Annotated in this window: 21 protein-coding genes and 1 riboswitch; of the genes, 14 read left to right on the top strand and 7 right to left on the bottom strand. The window is 55.2% G+C overall.

Annotation, left to right across the window (positions count from 1 at the left end; all coding sequences use genetic code 11):
* Positions 1-8: 8 nt before the first annotated feature.
* On the bottom strand, positions 9-665 hold the full coding sequence (locus tag J8E65_RS02210; RefSeq protein ID WP_210373747.1) for a metallophosphoesterase family protein: 657 nt from the start codon (positions 663-665) through the stop codon (positions 9-11).
* 5 nt (positions 666-670) lie between these two features.
* Positions 671-1,168, bottom strand: a complete 498-nt coding sequence (gene nusB, locus J8E65_RS02215) for a transcription antitermination factor NusB (protein WP_210373748.1) — start codon at positions 1,166-1,168, stop codon at positions 671-673.
* A gap of 159 nt (positions 1,169-1,327) precedes the next feature.
* Here nusB and J8E65_RS02220 point away from each other — a divergent pair, with 159 nt between their 5' ends.
* Complete coding sequence (locus J8E65_RS02220) at positions 1,328-3,727, top strand: DNA internalization-related competence protein ComEC/Rec2 (protein ID WP_210373749.1); 2,400 nt, start codon at positions 1,328-1,330, stop codon at positions 3,725-3,727.
* On the opposite strand, the gene J8E65_RS02225 is transcribed toward J8E65_RS02220, so the two are convergent.
* The 3 genes from J8E65_RS02225 to J8E65_RS02235 form a co-directional block, all read right to left on the bottom strand.
* On the bottom strand, positions 3,718-4,554 hold the full coding sequence (locus J8E65_RS02225) for a universal stress protein (protein ID WP_210373750.1): 837 nt from the start codon (positions 4,552-4,554) through the stop codon (positions 3,718-3,720). The two genes, J8E65_RS02220 and J8E65_RS02225, sit on opposite strands and share 10 nt — an antisense overlap.
* Positions 4,555-4,561: 7 nt before the next feature.
* Positions 4,562-4,810, bottom strand: coding sequence for a hypothetical protein (locus tag J8E65_RS02230; RefSeq protein ID WP_210373751.1), 249 nt, complete (start codon positions 4,808-4,810; stop codon positions 4,562-4,564).
* Positions 4,811-5,048: 238 nt separating this feature from the next.
* Positions 5,049-6,323 carry a glucose-6-phosphate isomerase gene (locus J8E65_RS02235; protein ID WP_210373752.1) on the bottom strand — a complete coding sequence of 425 codons (1,275 nt, stop codon included), beginning with the start codon at positions 6,321-6,323 and terminating at the stop codon, positions 5,049-5,051.
* A gap of 68 nt (positions 6,324-6,391) precedes the next feature.
* On the opposite strand from J8E65_RS02235, the gene J8E65_RS02240 reads away from it, so the two are divergent.
* From J8E65_RS02240 to J8E65_RS02260, 5 genes are all read left to right on the top strand, one after another.
* The gene (locus tag J8E65_RS02240) at positions 6,392-7,615 is read left to right on the top strand and encodes a molybdopterin molybdotransferase MoeA (RefSeq protein ID WP_210373753.1); all 1,224 of its coding nucleotides are present in this window, start codon (positions 6,392-6,394) and stop codon (positions 7,613-7,615) included.
* A gap of 59 nt (positions 7,616-7,674) precedes the next feature.
* Positions 7,675-8,292, top strand: a complete 618-nt coding sequence (locus tag J8E65_RS02245) for a thioredoxin family protein (protein WP_210373754.1) — start codon at positions 7,675-7,677, stop codon at positions 8,290-8,292.
* A gap of 85 nt (positions 8,293-8,377) precedes the next feature.
* Positions 8,378-9,010 carry a hypothetical protein gene (locus J8E65_RS02250; protein ID WP_210373755.1) on the top strand — a complete coding sequence of 211 codons (633 nt, stop codon included), beginning with the start codon at positions 8,378-8,380 and terminating at the stop codon, positions 9,008-9,010.
* 3 nt (positions 9,011-9,013) lie between these two features.
* On the top strand, positions 9,014-9,718 hold the full coding sequence (locus tag J8E65_RS02255) for an NUDIX hydrolase (RefSeq protein WP_210373756.1): 705 nt from the start codon (positions 9,014-9,016) through the stop codon (positions 9,716-9,718).
* A gap of 62 nt (positions 9,719-9,780) precedes the next feature.
* Positions 9,781-10,344: an NUDIX hydrolase gene (locus J8E65_RS02260; protein ID WP_210373757.1), complete on the top strand. Its 564-nt coding sequence runs from the start codon at positions 9,781-9,783 to the stop codon at positions 10,342-10,344.
* Here the strand turns inward: J8E65_RS02260 and J8E65_RS02265 are convergent.
* Entirely contained in the window at positions 10,324-11,019 is a 696-nt protein-coding gene (locus J8E65_RS02265) for a phosphatase PAP2 family protein (protein ID WP_210373758.1), read from the bottom strand. The two genes, J8E65_RS02260 and J8E65_RS02265, sit on opposite strands and share 21 nt — an antisense overlap.
* A gap of 89 nt (positions 11,020-11,108) precedes the next feature.
* On the opposite strand from J8E65_RS02265, the gene J8E65_RS02270 reads away from it, so the two are divergent.
* The 6 genes from J8E65_RS02270 (at position 11,109) to J8E65_RS02295 (ending at position 19,773) form a co-directional block, all read left to right on the top strand.
* The gene (locus J8E65_RS02270) at positions 11,109-11,747 is read left to right on the top strand and encodes a uracil-DNA glycosylase (protein ID WP_210373759.1); all 639 of its coding nucleotides are present in this window, start codon (positions 11,109-11,111) and stop codon (positions 11,745-11,747) included.
* A gap of 88 nt (positions 11,748-11,835) precedes the next feature.
* Entirely contained in the window at positions 11,836-13,344 is a 1,509-nt protein-coding gene (locus tag J8E65_RS02275; protein ID WP_210373760.1) for an MmgE/PrpD family protein, read from the top strand.
* Between the two features lie 36 nt (positions 13,345-13,380).
* A riboswitch (TPP riboswitch) is annotated at positions 13,381-13,485 on the top strand.
* A 71-nt stretch (positions 13,486-13,556) separates the two neighbouring features.
* Positions 13,557-15,434 (top strand): phosphomethylpyrimidine synthase ThiC, encoded by a 1,878-nt coding sequence (gene thiC / locus J8E65_RS02280; RefSeq protein WP_210373761.1) that lies wholly within the window; start codon positions 13,557-13,559, stop codon positions 15,432-15,434.
* 90 nt (positions 15,435-15,524) lie between these two features.
* Positions 15,525-15,758, top strand: coding sequence for a 50S ribosomal protein L31 (rpmE, locus tag J8E65_RS02285; protein WP_210373762.1), 234 nt, complete (start codon positions 15,525-15,527; stop codon positions 15,756-15,758).
* Positions 15,759-15,904: 146 nt separating this feature from the next.
* Entirely contained in the window at positions 15,905-18,424 is a 2,520-nt protein-coding gene (locus tag J8E65_RS02290; protein ID WP_210374047.1) for a glycoside hydrolase family 9 protein, read from the top strand.
* A gap of 11 nt (positions 18,425-18,435) precedes the next feature.
* The gene (locus J8E65_RS02295; RefSeq protein WP_210373763.1) at positions 18,436-19,773 is read left to right on the top strand and encodes a thymidine phosphorylase; all 1,338 of its coding nucleotides are present in this window, start codon (positions 18,436-18,438) and stop codon (positions 19,771-19,773) included.
* A 3-nt stretch (positions 19,774-19,776) separates the two neighbouring features.
* On the opposite strand, the gene J8E65_RS02300 is transcribed toward J8E65_RS02295, so the two are convergent.
* On the bottom strand, positions 19,777-22,287 hold the full coding sequence (locus J8E65_RS02300; protein ID WP_210373764.1) for a M14 metallopeptidase family protein: 2,511 nt from the start codon (positions 22,285-22,287) through the stop codon (positions 19,777-19,779).
* A 235-nt stretch (positions 22,288-22,522) separates the two neighbouring features.
* Between J8E65_RS02300 and atpD the strand changes: the two genes are divergently transcribed.
* Positions 22,523-24,028 (top strand): F0F1 ATP synthase subunit beta, encoded by a 1,506-nt coding sequence (gene atpD / locus J8E65_RS02305; RefSeq protein ID WP_210373765.1) that lies wholly within the window; start codon positions 22,523-22,525, stop codon positions 24,026-24,028.
* A gap of 1 nt (position 24,029) precedes the next feature.
* Positions 24,030-24,458, top strand: a complete 429-nt coding sequence (locus tag J8E65_RS02310; RefSeq protein WP_210373766.1) for a F0F1 ATP synthase subunit epsilon — start codon at positions 24,030-24,032, stop codon at positions 24,456-24,458.
* Positions 24,459-24,463: the final 5 nt, after the last annotated feature.

The following is a 24,463-nucleotide window of genomic DNA, read 5'->3' on the forward strand; positions in this document are numbered from 1 at the left end:
AACCTTTGCTAGACCAAATCCTGGCGTGGAATCGAGAGAAATACGCGTTCCGGCAAGCGCACAGCAGTCAGCCGTCCCAGCCCGGGATGCGAGTAAACGCACCCCGTATCGATTGCAATAAGTCGTTCTCGATTGAGAGGCTCGGCAACCGGCGTATGCCCACAAACAACCGTTTTTTCCCAAGCCAGACGCGGAGCATTTAGGTGATCCCGCTCCCAAAGAAAAAGCTCGGTGTGGGCATAACGCTTCAGGTTTTCAGCAATGGTCAAATCTGGCTTTAGCCCCCCATGAACAAAAAAGAACTCTGGGGTATCATAATACAGCTGCGTTTCCCGAATAAATTGCTCATGGGATTCAGGAATGCGTACGCCATTTCCACGGTAACTGTTAAGGGTGGTTAGCCCTCCATTCATGAACCACAAGTCCACCTCTCCCCGGTCCAGATATTGGAGCATCAGGGCCTCGTGATTTCCACGCAAAAACACACACGATATTTCCTCGCGCAAGCGAAGGAGCCGTTCAATGACCCCCCGGGCATCAGGCCCCCGATCCACATAATCCCCGATAAAAATCAGCTGATCTTCTGTGGTGGGAGCGAGTTGCTCCAGCAAAGTCTCCAGCGTACGCACGCATCCATGAATGTCTCCAATAGCAATCAGGGCCATGCCTGCTATGATTTAGACTGTTGCTGGGCTGCCAGCCGTTGAAGCAGGGTCTCGATGCCAATCAGGCCACGGCCAGATTTTTTTAAGCGCCCTTGCCGTTGCAAATCAAGTACCACGGCATCTAAAACCCCGTTGACAAACGATCCACTTTTTTCCGTGCTATACCTTTTGGCTAGTTCAATCGCTTCGTTCATAGAAACCTTAGGGGGGATATCTTCAAAAGTTAGCAATTCGCAAATAGCCATTCGGAGGAGTAAGCGATCGATTAAAGCAATACGGGTTAAATCCCAATTTTGGACATGCGCTCCAATGAGGCGGTCCGCTTCTTCACTATAATCTAACGTGCGTAGAAAAAGACTAATGGCAAAACGCAGTGCCGCGGCATCTTCTTTTAGAGCAGGACGCAAAATGGTCTCGATGACGTGCTCGGCCGTGTCATGACCGACCTCATAGGCATAAAGGGCCTGCAACACCCGCTCTCGAACCTCACGTCGACGAGGCATGGCCGTTTGCTTTAAAGAACACCTTTAGGACGTTTACAGCTTTGCTGCAATTCTTCAACCTTAGGAAGGTTCTGGCTAAAGCGCGGGATTCACAGCTTGTTTGCGGCACGAGTTACAAGAGAGACGCACCAGTGTCTTCTAAAAATGGGCTAGATCCTTATGCCCGTGGGCATGTTTCGCAATGCACCGCTTGCCTGGACGGCTATTTGCCTGAGCCTGGGGATATTGCTTGCCGATCGGTTAAGCTGGCCAGTTTTGGTTTGGCTTGCCGTAGCTGCAATCGCTGGGGGGATCACGCTGGGTTTGCTTTTTAGGAAACATCGCTCGCTGTTTTTAGCCCTTCCTTTAGGGCTGCTGTTTTTAGGCACGGGTGCAGCTCACTGGCAATTGTGGTTTTCTCCTAGGCCGAACTCGATCCCCACCGATACTACCGCGATCGCATGGGTTACTGTGCGTAGCGCGCCACAACCTACCTCTTATGGCTTACGCTTTAGGGCAGAGGTGCAAATGCTCCTGGTGGGAAAAGACACGTTGCGCCTTCCTTTTTTTCTGGAAATCGTGGTGTCTGGGGTAGACACTTTACAGCATGGTCTGCCTGAGCTCCGTTGCGGCGACCAGATATTTGTGGGTGGACGCTTAGAGCCTCTTCCAGCCCCTCGAAATCCGGGACAGATAGACCACCGGCCGCGGCTGCGTCGCCAAGGTGTTGTTGCTCAGCTAAGGGTTCAAGACCCCCGACTTTTACAACCTATAGTCTCTGGCCAATGCTTCCCCTATAGCTGGCTGGAGCCGCTAAAACGCCGCATCAAGCAGGACCTTACGCAAGCCATTCCAGATCCGGAAGCGCAATCTATCGTGCAAGCCCTTGTGCTAGGGGATCGATCGGGCTTGCACTGGGAAACGCGTGGGCAGCTAGGTCGGGCTGGCCTGGCCCACCTGCTGGCAATTTCTGGGCTGCATGTGATGTTTGTTGGTTTGGTTCTTTATGCGCTTTTGCGGCCGCTTCTGCTTCGCTTAGGTTTAAGCTGGTGGGGCATGGAATGGACGCGTACGCTACTTACACTGCTCATTGTTCTCGGCTACGTATGGCTAGCAGGAGCTCCTGCCTCGGCCGTGCGCGCTTTGGTTATGACAGGACTGCTGCTAGGCGCTACGCTCCGGCAGGTTCCTGCGCATCCTTTCAACTCCCTAGGTGCAGCCGCGCTGCTTATCCTTCTTGTGGATCCATCACAGCTTTTTGAACCAGGGTTTCAGCTTTCCTTTGCCGCTGTCTGCGGGCTGATTGGTGGACTTGGCTCACTACAGCAGCATTTACCCAAACGCCTGCTGCGATCCAGCATAGGACGCTACCTAACCGGGAGCTTACTGGCCACCTTGACAGCCACGTTGGCTACAGCTCCTTTTATGCTTTTGCATTTTGGCTATGTATCTTGGGCTGGACTTCCCTTAAACCTTATAGGTATTCCACTGGGCTCAGGTGCTCTAAGCGCTGGACTGCTTACTGCCCTAAGCGCGCTGCTAAGTCCTGCGGTAGGACAACTGTTTGGCGGTGCAGCTACGCTGTGTGCTCAAGGGCTGCTTTGGCTAGGTAGTTTGGCCGACAAGGCGTTTGCCGGGTGGGTTATGTACTATCCCCATCCTCCTTTATGGCTCTTGCTGCTGCCTCCGTTGCTTTTAGGCCTGCTTAGCCGCTCTTTTAAATTCCGTCGCCTTGCTTTGGGTCTGATGCTTGGCTGCAGCTGTGCCGGGGTGTGGCTTAGCCGACCTGTTTCCCCCACCCTAGATGTGGTGTTTTTTGATGTAGGACATGGGGATGCCACCCTGATTCGCACCCCAAACGGCCGACACCTGCTTATCGACGTCGGCGGCTATGCCTTTGAAGAAGCAACTCTCTATTGGAATGTGCTTCCCTTTCTACGTTGGCAAGGCATCCATTACTTAGATGTGCTCTTACTTACCCATCCTGATGCTGACCATATTGGCGGTGCACCGACGCTTTTACGCCGCATCAAAGTTGGACGCGTGCTGGACAACGGCGCTTCCGACACTTCTCGCATCGCTCGAGAAGTGCAGCAGGTACTGGATAGTCTAGGACTTGCTCGCTATCCCTTAGCGGCAGGAGACACGATTCACTTGGAAGATGCCGTTGTGCTCCAAGTACTGGCTCCGGGTGTTGCTTCGATGCAGCCGTCTGATAACGAACGCTCTGTAGTACTGCGCATGGTCTATGGCAACACCCGTTGGCTTTTTCTTGGGGATGCTGAAGCAGGGTTAGAAAGCCAGCTTGTTCGAGCCTACGGCGCACTGCTTCAAAGCGACGTGGTCAAAGTTGGCCATCACGGATCTTCAACCAGCAGTACACCAGCCCTGGTGGAGGCAGTCTTTCCAGAAACCACCCATGCTGGGTGGGCCGTCATCAGTACCGGATGGCGCGGTGTAAGCCCGCAGGTACATCAGCGATGGCTCCAGCAGAAAGCAAAAGTATGGATCACGGCAACTTCCGGTGCACTTTGGCTACGCAGCGATGGGCGGCACATTTGGCCTGTCAATCAGTGGTAAATAAAAAGAGGCAAAGTCGTTTTTTCCAAAAGCGCCGAGGTAGAGGATCCAAAAAGCCAACGCTTTAAACCACTTGTGGCATACGCACCAGCAACAACCAAGTCGGCCTTGACCTCTTCAGCAAAACGAACAATCTCCTCAGCAACACTTTCGCTACTACGGACTGTAGTATTAAGAATAAACCCATGTTCTTGAAGGTATTCTTCCATAAGTGAAAGCATAAGGCGTGCTTCAGAAGTGTCCTCTGAGATGGTAAGGACTTCTAGCGCAACCTCAGTTCCAAAAGGCTTAAGCTGAGCAAAACGCTGGATTGCTCGAGCTGCTGCAGCGCTGCCATCATAGGCTATAAGCACGCGATGAATTGCGCGGTATACCTCACCGACCACAAGTACAGGGCCGACGCTTTCGTGTACCACCCGGACGAGCGTTTTATTTTTCTCTTCGGGATGGCTGTAAAAAAAGTGGGGCTCTTTACCTACCACAAGCAGGTCGTGATACTTCATGTCTTCTATAATCCGCTGAAAAGGCACCCCTTCAGCGACGGTATTGCGGTGCCGTAAGCCCTCTTCATCGGCAACGGCGTCAAATTCCTCAATAAGCCGACGGGCTACCAGATGGGCTTCTTCGGTGAGCTGTTCACGTAGCTTTACGGCATAATACATACTTCCAATACCTCCTCCGCGAATGCTAGCTTCGATGTGGCCCGTGTCAACAACAGCCAGTCCAGTTACGCTGGCACCATGACGGCGAGCGAGTTCTGAAGCGTAGCGAACGGCAGTTCGCGTATCGGTGTCTGGATCAAGGGCTACAAGGATACGCCGGATCATAGACTGCTTAACAGCTTGTGGAAAGGTTAGCCTGGAGGTAAAAGTAAGCGTTTTGATACCACTGCACAAATGCTCTTGAGGCGGTGAAAGCAGCTTTTTCAACAATAGGTTTTTTTAAAAAAGCAGTGTTGTCGTTGTTATAGCACGCTGTGGAAATGTGGAAAGTGAAGTTGTGCACAGCGACTTTATAGCTTTGTGGATAAACAGCCCAACTATTCCACCACTTTATCCACAAAGCCTTTGGTTCAAAGGTCATTTTTGAGCTTTTTAAGGCGTTTATTTACTGTTTTCCACGTTTCCACATCAATTCATGGCTAACGCCAAACGTTCAGCGTCCACGTTATCCCCCATTGTCCACATCGTGGAAAAGCGGGGATAACGTGGGGAAAGTGGGGAGGTTTTGTACACCTAAGCTGTGCAGCAAAACTTTTCCCCGACTTATCCGCAGCGTTATCCCCTGCTATCCACAGGTAATCCACGTTGTGCATAATAGCTTAGGCGTGGCCGAGAAGCCGGTACATTTCCCGTTTATAGGCCTCAACGCCAGGCTGGTCGAAAGGATTGACCCCAAGTAAGTAGCCGCTGATGGCTACGGCATGCATAAAGAAGTACAGGCAGGCGCCTAGAGCGTTTGGGCTAAGGTGCTCTAGCCAGATCGTTGAGACTGGAACGCCACCTTCAGCATGAGCTTTACGGGTGCCTTCGTAGGCGATGCGGTTGATCTCTTGAAAGGAACGGCCAGAAAGGTAGGCTAGACCATCTAAGTCATCTCCGGTGTCTGGAACCAGTAGGGGGTCAGGTTCGCGTTCAACCATCAGGAAAGTTTCAATTAGATGTCGCCTTCCTTCCTGGACATACTGTCCTAACGAGTGTAGATCCGTTGAGTACTGAACTGTGTCGGGATAGAGTCCCTTACCTTGTTTCCCTTCGCTTTCTCCAAAAAGCTGCTGCCACCAAGCGCCAATGCCGCTTAGGCGAGGTTCAAAGACAGCAAGGAGTTCGAGGGCGTAGCCGCGTTCATAAAGCAAGTAGCGCAGTGCAGCGTAGTTGAGGGCAGGGTTATCGAGAGGATTGGAGAGTCGTTCGCAGGTCTCGACAGCACCGTAGAAAAGCGAGCGAATGTCAACCCCAGCTACAGCGATAGGTAGCAAACCAACGGCAGTTAAAACAGAAAACCTTCCGCCTACATTCGGTGGGATGGCAAAGCGTGGGTAGCCGTAAGTACGGGCCATCTCAAGCAGACGGCCATGGGCAGGATCGGTGGTCACAAGAATACGTCGGCTGGCATCGGGAAAGCGGGCTTCCATCCAGGGACGAAGCACGCGAAAGGCCAACATTGTCTCAAGGGTAGTTCCACTTTTAGAAACAACGTTGAGGTACACCGATTTGCCTTCAAGGTAGTTGAGGAGTGCTTTGAGATAGCTTCCACTGAGGTGGTGACCAGCGAAGAGGATTTCGGGCGTAGGAGCAAGGTGTCTAAAAGAGGGGGTAAGGGCTTCAATGACAGCGCGTGCCCCTAAGTAGGATCCGCCAATACCCAGACACAAAAAGACGTCGGCCTGCTCGCGAATTTCGGCAGCAGTAGCATCGAGCATTTCGAGCAGTGCGTCGTCGGGTTTGCGTAATAGCTCACGCCAGCCAAGCATTTCGTGCCCAGGTCCTGTGTGCTCCAAAAGCATCTTTTGGGCGGCTTCGAGGCGTGGATGTATAGCTTCCCAATCGTGGGGTTCTAAAAAAGCCAACGCGGGTGCATAGTCGTAGCGGAGCATAACTCGCAGAAGTTCGTGAATATCTTTCAGTCAAAGATCTGATTTTTTTAAGAGCGCAACCGAAAATCATGCGCGAATTTGTTTCTGTAGATGAAGCCCGGGCATTGATTTTAGATCATGTCAAGCCTTTGCCTGTTGAGCAGGTGCCTTTAGCCCAGGCATTGGGTCGGCGTTTAGCCGAACCAGTGGTCAGTCACGATAATATTCCGCCGTTTCCCAATGCCGCGATGGACGGCTATGCGGTTCGGCAAGCGGATATTGTTCAGCTGCCGGCCCTGTTGCGGGTGGTAGCCACGGTAGGTGCTGGACAGCTGCCCCCGGAGGTAGTGCCTAAAGGGGCTTGTGTGCAAATTATGACTGGCGCTCCGCTGCCTCACTGGGCCGATGCCGTTGTGCCCTTAGAATGGACCGAAGTCGATTCAGAGGGTAGGGTGCGCATTTTGCAGCGACCGGCGGCAGGAGAAAACATCCGTCCATCCGGACAGGACGTCCAGGCAGGTCAGTTACTCTTTGCCCCAGGGCAGCCTATTACGCCGCCAGTAGTGGCCATGTTGGCTACGATAGGGGTTGCCCAAGTTCCTGTGTTTCGCAGACCGCGATTGAGGGTGGTGGTTACAGGAGATGAACTGGTCGATCCCTCTCAAGCGCTAACGCCGGGGCATATTCGGGACTCTGCTGGCCCAGGACTTACAGCGCAGGCTCAATGGGCCGGTGCAGAAGTGCTACCACCGCTTCGCGTACCGGATGATCGTCAGAAGCTGGAGAAAGCTGTGGTGCAGGCACTTGAGGCCGATGTGCTGGTCTTTTCTGGAGGGGTTTCGGTTGGGCTTTATGATCTTGTGCGTCAAGTGCTGGATGCTTATGGCACGGCATGGCTTTTTTGGAAGATTCGCCAGCGACCTGGCAAACCAATGGCTTTTGGTTTGCTAGAAGGGAAACCCGTGTTTGGGCTGCCTGGAAATCCAGTCTCTTCTGCCTTGTGCTTCGACCAGTACGTTGTGCCTGCGCTTCGGCGCATGCAAGGGCAACAGTCTGTGCTGCGGCCGCGCTTTCCAGCTGTACTCGAGGCGCCTACACCGAAAAAAGCCGGCCTCTATTTCTTCACCCGAGGGGTAGCCCGTGCCGCAAATGACGGCAAACTTTACGTGCACGATACCGGTCCGCAAGGTTCTAACCTCTACCATTCCATGGTGCGAGCCAACTGCCTGATCCATTTGCCCGAAGCCCTTGAAAAAGCTCCAGCTGGGCTTGAGGTGTTCATCGAATGGCTTCCTTGGGCAATGGAACCTTAAAGGTGTTTGTTGTCGTTCATACGCTATTCATAAACTGTTTAACCTTTCCTAGAACGACCATGAAGCGCAAACCTTTCTGGTTAGGGGTTGCTGGACTGCTAGGTTTAGCACTTACGGTTTCTGGCCCCGAAAAAGAGCTAGAGATTGGAAGCAAGGCCCCGTTGATCGACTTAAAAATGCGCGACGTATCGGGACAAATGCTCTCGTTACGCGACGTTGCGGGTAAAAATGGCCTGCTGGTTATTTTTTCGTGCAATACATGCCCTTGGGTAAAGGCTTGGGAAGATCGGTATTTGATTGTGGCGCAGAAAGCCAAGGAACTAGGCATTGGCATGATTGCCGTGAACCCTAACGAAGCCTATCGAAATCGGGGTGACGGTTTTGAAGACATGCAGCAGCAGGCAAAGGAAAAAGGCTATACCTTCCCATACGTCCTGGATGAAGGATCCAGGCTGGCTGATGCCTTTGGGGCAACCCGCACGCCCCATGTGTTTCTCTTTAATAAGGACTTGGTGCTGGTTTACCGGGGTGCAATTGATGATAATGCCCGCAATCCCGAGGCCGTGCAACAGCCCTATTTACTCAATGCCATGGAAGCAATGGCCGCAGGTAAGCCGATCCCAGTAGCTACTACGCGCTCTATTGGCTGCACGATTAAACGGGTAGAAAAAAGTTGAAGGATGTGTCTAAATTTTGAAGCCACCATTCCAGGAGGCTTCCTTTTTAGATTAGAACCTATTTAGAACCTAGGATATGATGGCTATGAGCCTACAGGCGATAGGGGTCTTGAGCTTGGCACTGCTATGTTCGGGCTGTCTTTCGCTGGCGGCGTTTCAGGGACCAGATGTGCTACCTCAGGGAAAAACAGAAGTAGGGGTTGGAATCACCGGTGCTGGGGCCTTAGGAGATGATGAAGGAGGAGGCGTAGGGCTTATAGAGCTTTACGGCCGCTATGGTGTATCGCCACGTTTTGAGATTGGGGCTAGAACAACCGGGTTTCTGGCTGCAGAAGGTATTGTTTTGGGGGCAGTTATGATGGAGGGAAAGTACCAATTCGTTACCCGTTCTCCCCAGGTAGCTGTAGGAATGGGCATTTCCTATTATGGATTGGAGTTAGAGAATGAACGGTTTAGTACGGTGGGTCTGTATCCTTCCCTGTGGGTAGGTTCACCGCGCCTATATACGGGTGCACGGATGCTTATCGTGACCATGGGTTCTACAGGCTCTGATGAGGTGGGTACAGGATCTCTGGCTGGCGTAACCGTTGGCGGGGTTATAGGAAATCGCATGCGTTTGCGGCCGGAGCTTACGCTCTACAAGCCGCTATATGAAGGCGGCAATGGATGGCTTTGGGTTGTGGGGCTAGGTATGGCCTTGCGTTTGGGAGGGCAATAGGCGATGCAGCTGTTAGGGCCGTTACTGCTTCCTTCAACAGCTCCACAAGTATTTGTGACTTGCCTTTCGGACCAAGCGGGTAGGCAAGGTTTAGCAGCAGGAACGCGGCTATGGGAGTTTCCTGAAGCGGTTCCCCAGGAATGCTGCTGCACGCGGCTCGGCGTTGTAGCGGTGCCGCCAGGGGGAGCTGAGGCCTGTAAAGGTTTTTGGGAGTTGCGCACAGCGCTACCGGCTTCGGCATTTTGTAATTTTTCTCCTTACCGTCCGCCTGTCGGCGTGCAAGCTGCCGGGGGCGTTATCCTTCGGGCTGCTGCGTCAGCGCCGGAGGTGCTCCTGATTCATCGACGGGGATGCTGGGATTTGCCCAAAGGCAAATGTAACCCGGGTGAAGCGGTCGAAGCTTGCGCCTTACGGGAAGTGGCCGAAGAGCTGGGCATCCCGCCTGAAGCGCTTCGGTTACTGACATTGTTGGGGCATACGGTGCATGCCTATCCCCTAGATGGCCACTATGCGGTGAAGGTGACCTGCTGGTTTCTGATGGAGACGACGGCCGAGACGTTTGTGCCACAGCCTGAGGAAGGCATTGTGGCTGCAGCTTGGGTTTCAGTGGCGCAAGCTCAAAAGCAGGTGGGCTATGCCACGCTCGAGGCTGTGCTTGCGGCGCTCAAACGCCGATTTGCTCAGCAGGTGTCGTCGCCAAGAGCCTAAGGGGAGCCTTTCAAGAAGTAGGATCGTTTGCTTTCCCTGCACTTGGAACCAGAGAAACTTCTATGTTAGGGCCTTGGAAGTGCTTGCATCGAGAAGTGCTGGCCGATTACAAGGTGTTTCGCATCTGGCGTGAGCAGGTGCAGCCGCCGCGGGCCACTAAGCCGTATGATTTTTATCTGCTCGAAGCGATCGACTGGGTGAACGTCATTCCAGTCACGCCTGAAGGACAGATCGTTTTTGTGCGGCAGTATCGCTACGGCACCAAAGAGGTTTCGCTTGAGATTCCTGGTGGTGCTGTAGATCCCGAAGACCCTTCGCCCCTAGAGGCCGCGCGTCGTGAATTGCGGGAAGAGACCGGCTATGCTCCAGAGCACTTAAGGTATTTAGGTGCGGTCGCGCCTAACCCAGCCATCCTCACCAATCGCTGCCACGTATTTCTAGCAGAAAACGTTCGGCTGGTGGGAGCGCAGCAGTTGGATGGGGCGGAAGAGATCGAAGTGGTGTTGCTGGAGGTAGGGGAGATTCCGGAGCGGATTATGCGGGGGGAAATTACGCACGCGCTAGTGCTTGCTGCGCTTTATCTCTACATGCTAGGGCAGCAGGGTCTAGCGCAGCCATCGCGTTGAGAGCGCCCACACGGCACGTAGATAGCGGCGCCAGGCCATACCTAAATGCATTCCAGCTGTTCCTGAAAGATAGCCCCAGAGCAAGCCAGCGCCGACATCGATTACGCCATGTTGTTTTGTGAACAAGGTGCTGAGCGAAACCAAAACGACTGTTGCGGTTCCGATAAGCCAACTGGCGCGCTGCGTAGCTGGTGAGGCGTTCGAAAGAGCTATTTGAAGAAAGTAAGCGACCAGCACGGTGCTTGCAACGTGCAGACTGGGAAACACGTGGGTAGGGGGATCGGCCTCGTAGATTTGGCGCATTAGCCAGATTGAAGCCCCACCGGTTTCGGGCAGATCGGGGCGCGGCATGTAGGTTGGAAACAGAAAATGGATCGACCAGCCGCCTAACTGCATGAGCGTCCCTCCGGCGAGGAACTGGTAAGGGTAGAGCCCATGCTCCCGCATGCGCCAAAGCGCATAGCCGCTTCCGAGAAAGAGAAATAGCAGCCAGAAAGGCATATAAATCCATGCCCAGATCGGTTCAAAAGGAATCCAATGGTCAATAGGAAATGAGATGTCGACGGGCAGACGCCATAAGGGGAAGAGCTTAACGCAGAAGTCCAGGCTGTAGAGCCCAACCCCAAACAGCCAAAAAAGCAGTAGTCGTCGGGTCAATCCGCTATGCCCCTTCATGCCCTTGAAAAGGGGTAAAGGTTTTACCTTAACGTTAAGCCGTGCAGTCCAACGCCAAGGGGTTCGGCCAGGTTCAACGGGTTATCGTTATGGTGCCAGCTATAGCGTCACTTTGGGCATTGTGCGAAGCGCAGCTTTTTGCTACGCCTTCAAGCGAGCGACTTTTTAATCTTTATAGTGATCGTCATCCTGAGCTGGATCGGGAAGAAGCTCCAGCAATTCGCCGGAATAACTTGAAGCGGTATTTTGCTGCTTATGCAGCGGTGCCCTCGGTGTTACTTTTGGCTGAGGCGCCAGGACCTTGGGGCTGCCGTTTTTCTGGCGTGCCGCTCACGAGCGAGGCGCAACTGCTTGATCCCGAATTCCCGCTGCAGGGCGAGGCTTCTAGTGCAGCCCCTCGACCGCATCACGAATACAGCGCCCGGATTTACTGGCGCGTTATGCGGCCGTACTTTCCGCGATTTTTTACGTGGAGTGCAGTGCCATTGCATCCCCATTATCCAGGTGCGCCGCTTTCGATTCGCACGCCTACGCAGCAGGAAGTGCGCTCCTGGCTGCCGTTTACCGCAGCCATTGTTGAAATTTTATCGCCTGAGCGGGTGATTGCTGTGGGTCGCAAAGCGGAGTTTGCGTTGCAGGCGCTGGGCATTCCCTATACCTATGTGCGTCACCCTTCGCAGGGAGGGGCACGGCAGTTCGAAAGTGGGATTCGCGCGCTTTTTAGTTAAGCGGCCTGTGGTCGCTAAGCCATTGCAGCGTAAGTTAGTGAGCTGTAGTTTGCACTTAGCCGCCAAACGAACCTTTTGGGCAATCGTTATGCAGAAGCATGTTGTACGCGTCTATCCTTCCAAAGCGCGCCTGCCTCGTGAGGAACAATTGGCTTGGAAGCTTGCCCAAGTAGCTACCGATGAAGCCCCGTTGGATGCAGCCGCAGTCGAAATGGTGATAAACCGCATCATCGACAATGCAGCAGTTGCGGTGGCTGCGCTCAACCGTCGTCCGGTAGCTAATGCGCGCACGCAGGCGCTAGCCCACCCGAATCCTGCAGGCGCAACGCTTTTTGGTCTGCCGGCAACGCAGCGGTTTAGTTGTGAATGGGCTGCTTGGGCCAATGGTGTGGCGGTACGTGAGCTGGATTTTCATGATACTTTTTTGGCTGCCGACTATGCGCATCCGGCAGATAACATCCCGCCTATTCTGGCTGTGGCGCAGCAGACAGGGCGGAGAGGCATGGATGTGTTGCGGGGCATTTTGGCGGCCTATGAGGTGCACGTTAGTCTGGTGAAAGCCATCTGTCTGCACAAGCACAAAAAAGACCACATTGCGCACTTGGCGCCGGCGGCCACTGTTGGCATTGGTGCGCTGCTTGCCCTTCCTACGGAGGTGATCTATCAGGCCGTGCAGCAGGCTGTGCACGTGTCGTTTCAAACGCGCCAGTCGCGTAAAGGGGAGATTTCCAGCTGGAAGGCCTATGCGCCGGCTTTTGCTGGCAAGCAAGCCATTGAAGCGATTGACCGGGCGATGCGCGGCGAAACGTCGCCTTCGCCCATCTACGAAGGCGAAGACAGCGTGATCGCCTGGATGCTCGACGGGCCTGAAGCCCTCTACGAGGTTGCGCTTCCTGAGCCTGGCGAGCCGAGGCGTCAGATTTTAGAGACCTATACCAAAGAGCATTCGGCGGAGTATCAAGCGCAGGCCCTAATTGACTTGGCTTTTCGCATGCGCGAAAAGATTGATGACTTTGAGAAGATCAAAGAAGTTGTCATTTACACAAGCCACCACACGCATTATGTGATTGGCTCAGGTTCAGGCGATCCGCAGAAGTACGACCCCGAGGCGAGCCGCGAGACGCTCGATCACAGCATCATGTACATCTTTGCTGTGGCTTTGCAAGACGGCAGCTGGCATCATGAGCGTAGCTATGCGCCAGAGCGTGCCCGGCGGTCCGACACGGTGCGGCTTTGGCGGAAGGTTCGTACAGTTGAAGATCCGGCGTGGACGGCACGCTACCACCATCCAGATCCTGCTCAGAAGGCCTTTGGTGGGCGCGTGGAAATAATCTTTGAGGATGGGCGCGTGCTGGTTGATGAGCTAGCTGTCGCCAATGCGCATCCCAATGGTGCGCGGCCATTCGATCGGGAAGACTACATCCGCAAATTCGATGTGCTTACCGACGGGATTGTTACGCCTGCGGAGCGCGACCGGTTTTTAGCGTTGGTAGCGCGTTTGCCCGAGCTTTCGCCGGAAGAGGTGCAGCAGCTCAACGTCGAGGTGCCTTTGTCTTGGCTTACCTATAGGGAGCGCGACCGGAGAGGGATTTTTTAAAACAGGGAACGCCGAGCGTTGCGTCGCGTTGGCGTTGGCAGACCGTGGGGGTGCTCTGTCCGCACAAGGGCAGGGCTGAGAGCATACCCTTTGAACCTGATCCGGGTAATGCCGGCGCAGGGAAACGGTCACCGATCGCGCCTGTCGCATTGGTGCCTTTCCGCTGCCCGCCCCGGGTTTTGTTCCGTAAGCTTTAAACCCAGGAGGGCGTTATGATGCCACAACCACCGCAGGCTATTCGGCGCGTGTACGTGTCCGGATATCGTTATCCTGAACTGCGCGTTCCCTTCAAAGAGGTGCACCTGTCGCCAACGCGGCTGCCTGATGGTCGCTTGGAGCCGAACGCGCCGGTCTTGCTTTACGATACGCGAGGTCCTTGGGGAGATCCGGACTTTCACGGGGACATTCGGCAGGGGCTGCCGCCCCTAAGGCGTCCCTGGATTGAGGCGCGCGGGGATGTAGAGGAATACGAAGGACGGCCGGTTCAACCGATCGACGACGGTTACCGGAATGAGGCGGAACGCCAGCAAGCCGAGCTGCGCGGCAAGGTGCATCGCTGGCCGGGCGTTCGTCGCCGGCCGCTGCGGGGCAAAAACGGTGCGGCCGTTACCCAAATGCATTACGCCCGGCAGGGCATCATTACCCCCGAGATGGAGTTTGTCGCCATCCGGGAAAACATGCGGCGCGAACGGCTTATCGAACTTCAGGCGGCTTTGGGCGACCGCTGGTCGCTTGCTTTTCAACATCCGGGGCAGGCTTGGGGAGCACAAATTCCACCGGTGATAACGCCCGAGTTTGTGCGCGATGAAGTGGCCCGAGGGCGAGCCATCATCCCCTGCAACGTGAACCACCCGGAGTGCGAGCCGATGATTATCGGCCGCAACTTCCTGGTTAAGATCAACGCAAATATTGGCACTTCGGCTGTCTCCAGTTCGATTGACGAAGAGGTAGAGAAACTCCTTTGGGCGATTTACTGGGGAGCGGATACCGTGATGGACCTCTCGACGGGCAAGAACATTCACGAAACCCGCGAGTGGATTCTGCGCAACAGTCCAGTGCCTATCGGGACCGTTCCGATCTACCAGGCGCTGGAAAAGGTGGGCGGCAAGCCCGAAGAACTTACCTGGGAAATCTTTCGGGATACGCTTATTGAGCAGTGCGAGCAAGGCGTCGATTACATGACCATCCATGCAGGCGTTCGACTGGCCTATATTCCCCTCACTGCTTATCGCCGGACGGGCATTGTCTCGCGGGGCGGATCGATTATGGCCAAGTGGTGTTTGGCCCACCACAAAGAGAACTTTCTCTACACGCACTTTGAGGAAATTTGCGCCATTTTGCGGCAGTACGATGTCTCGATCAGTTTGGGTGATGGATTGCGTCCGGGCTCTATTCAAGATGCCAATGATGAGGCCCAGTTTGCCGAGCTCAAGACCTTGGGTGAGCTGACCCAGATTGCCTGGAAGTACGATGTGCAGGTGATGATCGAAGGTCCAGGCCACATTCCCATGCATCTGATCAAGGAGAATGTAGACCGGGAGCTGGCCGAGTGTTATGAAGCCCCCTTTTACACGTTAGGGCCGCTGGTAACCGATATTGCCCCAGCTTACGACCACATCACCTCGGCCATTGGTGCTGCGATGATCGGTTGGTTTGGTGCCGCCATGCTCTGCTACGTCACGCCTAAAGAGCATCTGGGCTTGCCGAATAAGAACGATGTGCGCGAGGGCGTCATTGCCTACAAGATTGCGGCCCACGCGGCCGATTTGGCCAAGGGCCATCCAGGTGCGCAGTACTGGGACAACGCGCTCTCCAAGGCCCGTTTTGAGTTTCGCTGGGAAGACCAGTTTAATCTGTCGCTTGATCCAGAGCGGGCGCGAGCCTATCACGACGAGACGCTACCCGCTGAAGGTGCTAAGCTGGCCCACTTCTGCTCCATGTGCGGTCCTAAGTTTTGCTCCATGAAAATCACCGAAGAAATTCGCGCCATGGCGGAGCAGCAAGGCGTTGAAGCCCAGCAGCTTATCGAGGAAGGGCTGCGGCAAAAAGCCCGGGAGTTTGTCGAAAAGGGGGCGGAACTTTATACCTAAGGCGGCTGGCAAAGCTTTTGAGATGGAACTGTGAGGTTGTATGAGCGTTACCCTGCCTTCAAGGCAAAGCAAACGCGGACAGGGGTTGCCATGAAAAAAGGCCTGCATCCTGAATACAAATTGATCACTGTGCGGCTGGCCGATGGCAGTGAGTTTCAGATTCGCTCAACGCTACCAGGCCCAGTTTACGTTTCCGATGTGGACGCAACGAATCATCCTTTCTATACGGGTGTGCGGCAGTACGTTGACCGCGCTGGCCGGGTAGAGAAGTTTATGCGCCGTTACGGCACCATTACTTCGGAGGGCATCAAGAAGGGTAAGTAGGCTCTTTTGGCTAAGCTTCCAGAGGGGCTGCTCTCGATGAGCAGCCCTTTTTTGTTTTTGTCGATGTCTTAGCTTTGGGCAGAGGATTGCACCTTTGGCCATGAATGTGCATTTTGGGTTTAGCGAACAGATCCTTCTTGTTTATGATGCGCAACGCGATCCTTTGTCTCTGGGTTGTTTGGATGCTGCCGAAAGGAGCAGCTTATAGCCAGCAGTCGGGGTTTGTGCTGAACGAGCGGGGGTATTTCGAGCGCGAGGGGATAAGCGTTATGGTATTCCAAGATTTCTACCCAGAAGGACATCAAAGCGGCGTGACGCTTATTCAGCATGGCGAGCGCGTAGCGGCCAACGGCGATGTGCGCCTAGAAGCCACTCCCGGACAATGGCAGCCTGTCCCGCGGCTTCTTCGACGCGAAGTGCACCGAGCGCAAAATGAAATTGTAGCTTATCTAGCCTATCCAGATACGGCCCAGCATCGAAAGGGTTTTAACCCGATCTTTTATCCCGACCTAAAGCTTTCGTATCGTGTTTGGGTGCGGGGCGAGGCTGAAGGGGTGCGTATTGGAGTGGATTTGGATGCTCCTCTTCCGGAAGCATGGGCAGGTCGCGTTGGATTTAACTTGGAGTTGTTCCCTGGCGCGCTTTTTGGCCATGGATGGTACATGGACAGCACGGCAGGTATTTTCCCTCGGCAGCCCCATGGGCCGGTTCAGGTCAACGCGTTTGGGGAGGTAGAGGCCTTGCCGTTGGCTGTAGGGCGGCGGCTCGTTATCGCGCCGGATAATGAAGCCCTTCGACTAGAGATAGAAAGCTTGACGGGAGAGCTAGCGCTCTACGATGGGCGCGTCCAGCACAACAATGGCTGGTTTGTGGTACGCACGACCTTTGCTGCTGGCGCTGCGCAAAGAGCGGTCGAATGGGTGTTGCGGCCACACGTGCTTGCGGGATGGCGTTATGAGCCGGTGATTCAGGTTTCGCAAGTGGGTTACCATCCGGCTCAGCCTAAAGTGGCTGTTTTGGAGCTAGATGCCCGGGATAGCCTGGAAGGAACCGTGCGTCTTTTGCGTCTTACCGAGCAGGGAGGGGTCGAAGAGGTGCTAGCGGGTCCACCTCAGCCCTGGAAAGGGCAATTCTTGCGCTACCGGTATGCCCAGTTCGATTTTAGTCGAGTTACGCGGGCAGGGCTGTATGTGCTCGAATTTCGAGGCCGGCGAACCCATCCTTTTCGGATAGCTCCTGATGTATACCAACGCGACGTTTGGCAGCCCACATTAGAATTTTTCCTGCCCGTGCAAATGTGCCATATGCGGGTTGAAGAGCAATATCGCCTATGGCACGGAGCCTGTCATTTGGATGATGCACGTATGGCACCACCGGACACGAACCATTTCGATGGATATGTCCAAGGTGCAACGCTACTTACCCATCATGCTCCTGGTGCCCACGTTCCTGGTTTAGACCGAGGAGGATGGCATGATGCAGGGGACGACGACTTGCGCATCGAGTCGCAAGCCGACGAAGTATACATTTTGGCAGCAATGTATGAGCTTTTTGAAGTGTTGAAGACGTACGACAATACTACAATCGACCAGGAGCGTCGTCTAGTGCAAATTCATCAGCCCGATGGGAAACCAGATGTGCTTCAGCAGATCGAGCATGGGGTTCTAACCATTTTAGGAGGATATCGGGCTTTAGGACGCCTTTACCGTGGAATTATTACACCAACGCTTAAGCAGTATGTGCTCATTGGGGATCCAGCCGGGAGCACAGATAACCAGATCTATGATCCCGCAACGCCCCTGCAGGTGCGCTCAGCCTTGCGTGTCGATGCACGTGATCCCCGATGGGTAGTTACTAATGCCGATGATCGTTGGGTATTTACTGAAGAGCATCCCGGGCATGAGTACAAAGGCATCGCTGCTTTAGCTATTGCTGGGCGCGTGCTTCAAGGGTATAATCCCGTGCTGGCGCATGAATGCATAACGGTTGCCGAAGCGCTTTGGCAGCAAAAGCGGGATACTACGCGAGGGTTAGACGAGCGCGTTGTTGCTGCAGTTGAGCTTTTGCGTACAACCGGGAAGCCGATCTACCGAGAAGTCTTGCTAGCTGCCCGAGACCGGATTATTGCCCATATTGAGGATCTGGGTTGGGCTGTAGGGCAGGCTTTGCCGCTTATAGACGATACGGTCTTTGCTACAGCCGTGCGCACGGCTGTAGCCCACTACATCGCTGAAGTCGATGTGCTTCAGCAAGAAAATCCCTATAGCGTGCCGTATCGCCCACGTATTTGGGGTGCTGGATGGGAAATCCAGCGCTTCGGTGTGCAGCAGTATTTCTTGCATCGCGCCTTTCCAGAGCTGGTTAGTCCGGTGTATGTTTTCAACGCGTTAAACTTTGTGCTAGGAGTGCATCCAGGTCGCAATACGGCCGCTTTTGCCTCAGGGGTTGGTGCGCGTTCCGTGACGGTAGCCTATGGATTTAATCGGGCCGACTGGACCTACATTCCCGGGGGCGTTGTTTCAGGAACGGCGCTAATTCGTCCCGATTTCCCTGAGCTCAAGGAGTTTCCTTATCTCTGGCAGCAGGTGGAGTACGTTATGGGCGGTGGAGCTACCCATTTTATGTTTTTGGTATTGGCTGCCGACCAACTGCTAAATAAGGTGTAGATCGCGCTTATATGCCCGAGGCTGTTACGTTGATCATTAAAAAGCGCGATGGGGGAAGTTTGCAACCGGAAGAAATGCGCTGGTTGGTTGAGGCCTACACGTGGGGTAAGGTCCCCGACTATCAGATGAGTGCATTTCTTATGGCGGCTTTTCTTCGTGGGCTTAGCGATGCAGAGATGGATGCCCTAACGCAAGCCATGCTGCATTCTGGCCAAGTGCTGGATCTGTCGGATATTCCGGGGCGCAAGGTAGACAAGCACTCAACGGGAGGTGTGGGCGACAAGGTTTCGTTGATTTTGGCGCCGCTCGTCGCTGCTTGTGGGGTACCGGTGCCGATGATTTCAGGTAGGGGATTAGGGCATACTGGAGGCACGCTAGACAAGTTGGAATCGATCCCAGGGCTCCGCACTGATCTTTCTATCGCCGCGTTTCGTCGCCAACTCCGCACATGTGGTGTCGTGATGATTGGGCAAACCGATGAGATTGCGCCGGCCGACCGTAAGCTGTACGCTTTGCGCGACGTGACGGGCACAGTGGAGTCTATTCCGCTTATTGCTGCTTCAATCTTGAGTAAGAAGCTTGCCGAAGGGGCCGATGCACTTGTGTTTGACGTTAAATGCGGTCGCGGGGCCTTTATGCAGCGCGAGGCTGATGCGCGTCGCTTGGCCGAGACGCTGGTGGGCATTGCCGTTCGGGCAGGCAAATCGGCAGTGGCCTGGCTGACCGATATGAATGTGCCGTTGGGGCGCGCAGTAGGCAACTGGCCTGAAGTGGTCGAAAGCCTTCGTTGTTTGAAAGGGGACAGTGCAGGTATAGAAGATGTGCTGGAGGTTACGTTGGTGCTAGCGGGAGAAATGCTCTGGCTGGGTGGTGTAGCGCCAACGCCAGCGGCTGGGCGCGAGCAGGCACGCCAGGCGCTGATGAAAGGATGGGCCTTTGAGCGTTTTTGTGCCATGGTACAAGCCCAGGGCGGTGATGTGCGCCTGCTGGAGCATCCGGAAAGACGCCCTGGAGCAGAACCTGCGGGTGATGTTTTTGCCCCCGAGATGGCTCAGGGCTACGTAGCCGACCTAGACGCCCGGGCTGTTGGGCGCTTGGCGGTGCGTTTGGGTGCAGGCCGTCGTGTTAAAGAGGAAGCGGTTGATCCCACAGCTGGCCTGGTGCTCCACCGCAAGCCAGGCGATCTTGTAGCGCCTGGTGATGTTCTGGCCACACTCTATACCCAGCAGCGCGATCAGCTCGAAACCTTTCGCCAGGAGCTACTTGCGGCGTATCGTTTTGGTGCAACCCCCCCTGCTCCCCGCACGCTTTTGCTGGACCGCTATGCCGAAGGGCGATGGGCGAAGTAGGCTTTACTCCCTAAAAAACACAGCATTGGTAAATAAAAGTTGGCCAGCATACCAGAAACCCCGAAAGAGCGGGTTATCTACAAAGTAAACGATGGATCCTTTGCCCCAAGGTTGCGTCCCCGCAACCAAGGTTTGGGTCAGCTGGGCCGAAGTGCGATAGCCTGCAAAGCCACTACGTGGGCGACCCGCTTCAAGCCAGGCCACATTCCACCCTTCCTCGAGCAGCTCATAGGATTGCGCCCGTTGTTTGAGCGTAAAGTATCTGTCCAAGCCAAAAGCCAGCGGATGGGTTGTGTCGAGCTGGGTTGGATAAATTGCCCCTAGTACTTGACGAGAAAGGACGGTGCGTTCGCGTTCTCGGTAAAGCGAGGGCTGCTTGAGGTCACGCTCTTCTGGCTCGTTTCGGCGTTTTAGGGCGATGCCTTTTTGGCCAACGAGCAACTCCAGCGCTCCTTCCAGTGCAATTAGGCGGGCTCCGCGGCGTACGCCCTCTAGTAAGGGTTCTATGGCAACAGCCCGTGAGCTGTAGCTACCATCGGGCAGGATAAGCACATCGCCATCCTCGAGCACAAGCCCACCAAGCTGATCGGCAGTGAGCAGGGTGGCTGGATAGTGCAGGACCTGCTCAAAAAAATGCCATACCTCACCTACGGCTGTGGCCTTAGCCGGTGGTCCAGCCAGTATGTATACCTGGGGTCGCTTGATGAGGCGGATTTGGGTAGAGCCTAGATCGGGGCCGTCTTCAGCTAGTCCGGATGCTATGGCATAAGTAGGCACGCGATAGTGTGCAGCAGTTTCTTGTACCATTTGGTCAAAGTGCGATCCCAGGTGGGCATTGCCTGCCCGGGTTAAGATGAGCGTGCCTGCTTCAAAGCGCTGGCCGCCAAGGCGTAGGGGTATGGTAGCCACGCGTACATTGACGCCTGCGGTAAGCAGAGCCGAAAGAAATCGAGCGGTATTTAAGCCGCTCCAGCGAACCAGGTAGGCGTAAGGTTGGCTATGAGCGTTTGAGGGTATAGGTCTGGAGATCCACGGCTGATCTGGATCAAGCCGCGTGGTCAGGGCATAGGCTTCCAGTCCAAAAGCAAAGGGGAGCGCCCAGCTGGTAATGTCGTAGGTGAGCGAGTCGGGCAGCGAGGGCTCTGGGTCAAACAGTACTTGTGCCAGCACGCCGGCGGGTTGGTAGACGCTGACCACGAGGTCGCCGGGTTGGGCTTCAAGCTGCTGTCGCAAGCCAGTCGCATAATTGATGCCTTCGACGCGGCGTGGCCGAGAGAGGGTGCCGTAGCGAATCCCCTGGCGGTCTAGCAGCGCGGTTAAGGCTTCTAGGCGGTCAGAGGAAGAGGTGTGGCGGAGGAGAAAAGCCTGATATGGGCCTCGAGGCTGCGTCTGCGCTTGGGCAAAGTAGTGGATAAACTGCGTAAGCAGCACGTTGCGCAGGCGGACAGCGGCTTCAATTGTGGAGAGGGCCGTCATGTAGTGGTTGCGGATGCGGGCGGCAAGCGTGAGCGTGTCTCCTTCAGGCAGGCGAACCGCTAGGCCAGCGCGCGCGCCACCGCCTTGCTCGTAGGTCATGCCGATGGCCCCATTGAACGAGGGCCAGGTATCTCCATAGCCGGGGTAAAAGAGGTCGAAGACTTCTCGGGTGAAATAGAGCTGAGCAGAGGCGTCGAAGTAGCGGGCATGATTGCGACCAATGGAGTCCTGCAAGGCACGTTGCCAGTCGGCAATAAGCGCATGAATAGGTCGAGCCGCTGGGGCAAAGTAATAGGGTTCTTCGATCCCCTGCTCATGAAAGTCCACGTGAACCTGGGGCATCCATTGTAGGTAGAGGGCAAGGCGTGCCTGTGTTTCTTGCTGCGTGGCCCAGGCCCAGTCGCGGTTTAAGTCAAAATAGTAGTGGTTGGTACGACCACCAGGCCAGGGTTCATGGTGCTCGCGGGCCAGGGGGTTAGGGTCGGGCCGCACGCCTTGGGTTTGGTGATACCACTGCACGTAGCGTTCGCGCCCGTCTGGATTAAGGCAGGGATCCAGGAACACAACGGCCTGTTGGAGCCAGCTTCCGGTGCGTTGGCTGTCGGGATGGGCTAAGGCATAGAGCGTTTGGAGTGCAGCCTCGGTGCTGGCCGCTTCGTTGCCGTGCACGTTGTAGCTCAGCCAAATAAAGACCGGGCCTTCTGGGTGAGGCGTGCCGGGTAGCCGTCCAGCCCGTCGCAGGTTGTCGGTACGTAGCGTTTCAAGGCGGGCCAAGTTTTCTGGCGAAGAAAGGATTGCTAGCAGTAGCGGACGGCCTTCGTAGCTTTCGCCATAGCGCAGAAGCTGCACGCGCGGCGACGTTCGGGCCACATATTCCACGTAGGCTACCACCTGAGCGTAGGGGGTAAAGCGACTGCCTAGGGGATAGCCCAGAAAAGCTTCTGGCGAAAGCAGCGGCACTTGTGCTGCAAGCCTGAGTACAGGGAGTACAGGAAGGAGTAACCCAAACAAGCCGCTTACGAACCGATTAAGTCTCATGCTGCACGGTGCTCCATGTCTGTTGGGCGCAAAGTACGACCTGCCATCTACGGGTGCAACGGCATAGCCTGTTGCCACGAGCAGAAGAAAGCCTAAATTTCCCAGATTCTTTGAGATCAATCTTGATGCCTTTGCCGTTGCACGCCCTGCTTTAAAGGGAAAGAATGTTGTATCTTTTTCCATTGAGCCCGTCAATCTAGGGGGCAGGAGCCATTAACCGAAGCTGACAGGAAGCATGGAAATCAAAACAGATCGCGCCCTGGGGCGTGTGGTCCAGATTATTGGTCCCGTAGTGGACGTGGAGTTTCCTGAAGCACAGCTCCCGGAGATCTATGATGCCTTAGTGATCGATCGGGAGGATGGGAGCGAGTTAGTGCTTGAGGTAGAGCAACATTTGGGTGAGAATCGGGTGCGAACCATTGCTATGGATTCGACAGACGGGCTGACGCGGGGTACGCCGGTGCGCAGCCTGGATCGGCCGATTGCTGTGCCTATTGGGACGGAAATTCGTGGCCGCCTGTTCAATGTGGTCGGTCAGGCAATTGACGGCCTGCCTCAGCCTAAGGCAGAGGGCTATCGCCCGATTCATTCGCCACCTCCGCCGTTTGAAGCGCTGGCCACGCGCGTTGAGATGCTCGAGACCGGTATCAAGGTCATTGACTTGATTCAGCCTGTCATGCGTGGCGGTAAAGTAGGGCTCTTTGGGGGAGCAGGCGTCGGCAAGACCGTGCTGATCATGGAGTTAATTAACAATATTGCCAAGGCCCATGAAGGGCTCTCGGTCTTTGCCGGCGTAGGAGAGCGGACGCGTGAAGGGAACGACTTGCTGCGCGAAATGCTCGAAAGTAACGTTATCCGCTACGGTGAGGCGTTCAAGAAATCCATGGAGGCTGGCGGCTGGGACCTGTCGAAGGTTGATTTTGAAGAGCTGCGCAAAAGCCAAGCCACGCTGGTTTTTGGACAGATGAACGAGCCGCCAGGAGCGCGTGCCCGCGTGGCGCTTACCGGTCTAGCCATTGCCGAGTATTTCCGGGATCTGGGGGGGCGCGATGTGCTGTTGTTTATTGACAACATCTTCCGCTTTACGCAAGCAGGATCTGAAGTGTCCGCGCTGCTGGGGCGTATGCCCTCGGCGGTGGGATACCAGCCCACGTTAGCTACCGAGATGGGCGAGCTCCAAGAGCGCATTACGTCGACCAAGCACGGCGCGATCACGTCGTTCCAAGCCATTTACGTGCCTGCCGACGACCTGACGGACCCTGCGCCGGCGACCACCTTCGCCCACTTGGATGCAACGACCGTGCTTAGCCGTCAGCTGGCTGCCCAGGGGATCTATCCGGCCGTTGACCCGCTAGACTCAACCAGCCGAATTCTAGATCCGCTTATCGTCGGCGAAGAGCATTACCGCGTTGCGCAAGGCGTCAAGCAAATCTTGCAGCGCTATAAAGAATTGCAAGACATCATCGCGATTCTAGGGATGGACGAGCTTTCGGAAGAAGACAAGCTGGTTGTGCATCGGGCGCGCCGCGTGCAGCGCTTCTTGAGTCAGCCTTTCTTTGTGGCCGAACAGTTTACTGGCATTCCGGGTAAGTACGTGAAGGTTGAAGATACCGTTCGCGGCTTTCGGATGATTCTCGACGGGGAACTGGATCATCTACCAGAACGGGCGTTCCTGTTGCGCGGAACTATTGAGGAGGTTATCGAGGCGGGTGAACGCATGCTGAAAGAAGCCGAGGCCTAAGATGGCACGGACGCTTTTTGTGGAAATCGTAACCCCAGACCGGCGGGTTTTTCGGGGCGAAGCGCTCAGTGTGCGGGCTCCAGGGGTAGAGGGTTCTTTTGAAGTACTCTATAACCATGCGCCTATGGTGGCCGCTATTACTGTTGGGCCACTTTTCGTTACCACCCCTTCTGGGGAGCGGATCACATTTGCTACCAGCGGCGGGTTTGTAGAGGTGCTGGGCAATCGGGTAACGGTGCTGGCCGAGACAGCCGAACCTGCTTCGGAAATTGACGTCGAGCGTGCCCGAGCAGCCGAGCAGCGAGCCTTAGACCGGCTGCATAACGCCCAGTCGGCTGAAGAGCGTGCTGAAGCTGAAGCGGCTTTAGAACGGGCCCGCAATCGCTTGCGGATCGCGATGGGACAAGTGGGCCAGCGCATGCATCCTTGAAACCA

It is taken from the genome of Rhodothermus bifroesti (assembly GCF_017908595.1).
GTDB classification, from domain to species: Bacteria; Bacteroidota; Rhodothermia; order Rhodothermales; family Rhodothermaceae; genus Rhodothermus; species Rhodothermus bifroesti.

What these genes read in the sequence shown, in the direction of transcription:
- J8E65_RS02250 (WP_210373755.1), top strand. Translation starts at nt 8,378, where the DNA reads ATGAGCCTACAGGCGATAGGGGTCTTGAGCTTGGCACTGCTATGTTCG.
- J8E65_RS02300 (WP_210373764.1), bottom strand. Translation starts at nt 22,287, where the DNA reads ATGAGACTTAATCGGTTCGTAAGCGGCTTGTTTGGGTTACTCCTTCCT.
- J8E65_RS02310 (WP_210373766.1), top strand. Translation starts at nt 24,030, where the DNA reads ATGGCACGGACGCTTTTTGTGGAAATCGTAACCCCAGACCGGCGGGTT.
- J8E65_RS02255 (WP_210373756.1), top strand. Translation starts at nt 9,014, where the DNA reads ATGCAGCTGTTAGGGCCGTTACTGCTTCCTTCAACAGCTCCACAAGTA.
- rpmE (WP_210373762.1), top strand. Translation starts at nt 15,525, where the DNA reads ATGAAAAAAGGCCTGCATCCTGAATACAAATTGATCACTGTGCGGCTG.
- J8E65_RS02235 (WP_210373752.1), bottom strand. Translation starts at nt 6,323, where the DNA reads ATGCTCCGCTACGACTATGCACCCGCGTTGGCTTTTTTAGAACCCCAC.
- J8E65_RS02230 (WP_210373751.1), bottom strand. Translation starts at nt 4,810, where the DNA reads ATGACCTTTGAACCAAAGGCTTTGTGGATAAAGTGGTGGAATAGTTGG.
- J8E65_RS02245 (WP_210373754.1), top strand. Translation starts at nt 7,675, where the DNA reads ATGAAGCGCAAACCTTTCTGGTTAGGGGTTGCTGGACTGCTAGGTTTA.
- J8E65_RS02225 (WP_210373750.1), bottom strand. Translation starts at nt 4,554, where the DNA reads ATGATCCGGCGTATCCTTGTAGCCCTTGATCCAGACACCGATACGCGA.
- J8E65_RS02210 (WP_210373747.1), bottom strand. Translation starts at nt 665, where the DNA reads ATGGCCCTGATTGCTATTGGAGACATTCATGGATGCGTGCGTACGCTG.
- J8E65_RS02220 (WP_210373749.1), top strand. Translation starts at nt 1,328, where the DNA reads ATGCCCGTGGGCATGTTTCGCAATGCACCGCTTGCCTGGACGGCTATT.
- atpD (WP_210373765.1), top strand. Translation starts at nt 22,523, where the DNA reads ATGGAAATCAAAACAGATCGCGCCCTGGGGCGTGTGGTCCAGATTATT.
- nusB (WP_210373748.1), bottom strand. Translation starts at nt 1,168, where the DNA reads ATGCCTCGTCGACGTGAGGTTCGAGAGCGGGTGTTGCAGGCCCTTTAT.
- J8E65_RS02260 (WP_210373757.1), top strand. Translation starts at nt 9,781, where the DNA reads ATGTTAGGGCCTTGGAAGTGCTTGCATCGAGAAGTGCTGGCCGATTAC.
- J8E65_RS02270 (WP_210373759.1), top strand. Translation starts at nt 11,109, where the DNA reads ATGGTGCCAGCTATAGCGTCACTTTGGGCATTGTGCGAAGCGCAGCTT.
- J8E65_RS02290 (WP_210374047.1), top strand. Translation starts at nt 15,905, where the DNA reads ATGCGCAACGCGATCCTTTGTCTCTGGGTTGTTTGGATGCTGCCGAAA.
- thiC (WP_210373761.1), top strand. Translation starts at nt 13,557, where the DNA reads ATGATGCCACAACCACCGCAGGCTATTCGGCGCGTGTACGTGTCCGGA.
- J8E65_RS02265 (WP_210373758.1), bottom strand. Translation starts at nt 11,019, where the DNA reads ATGAAGGGGCATAGCGGATTGACCCGACGACTACTGCTTTTTTGGCTG.
- J8E65_RS02295 (WP_210373763.1), top strand. Translation starts at nt 18,436, where the DNA reads ATGCCCGAGGCTGTTACGTTGATCATTAAAAAGCGCGATGGGGGAAGT.
- J8E65_RS02240 (WP_210373753.1), top strand. Translation starts at nt 6,392, where the DNA reads ATGCGCGAATTTGTTTCTGTAGATGAAGCCCGGGCATTGATTTTAGAT.
- J8E65_RS02275 (WP_210373760.1), top strand. Translation starts at nt 11,836, where the DNA reads ATGCAGAAGCATGTTGTACGCGTCTATCCTTCCAAAGCGCGCCTGCCT.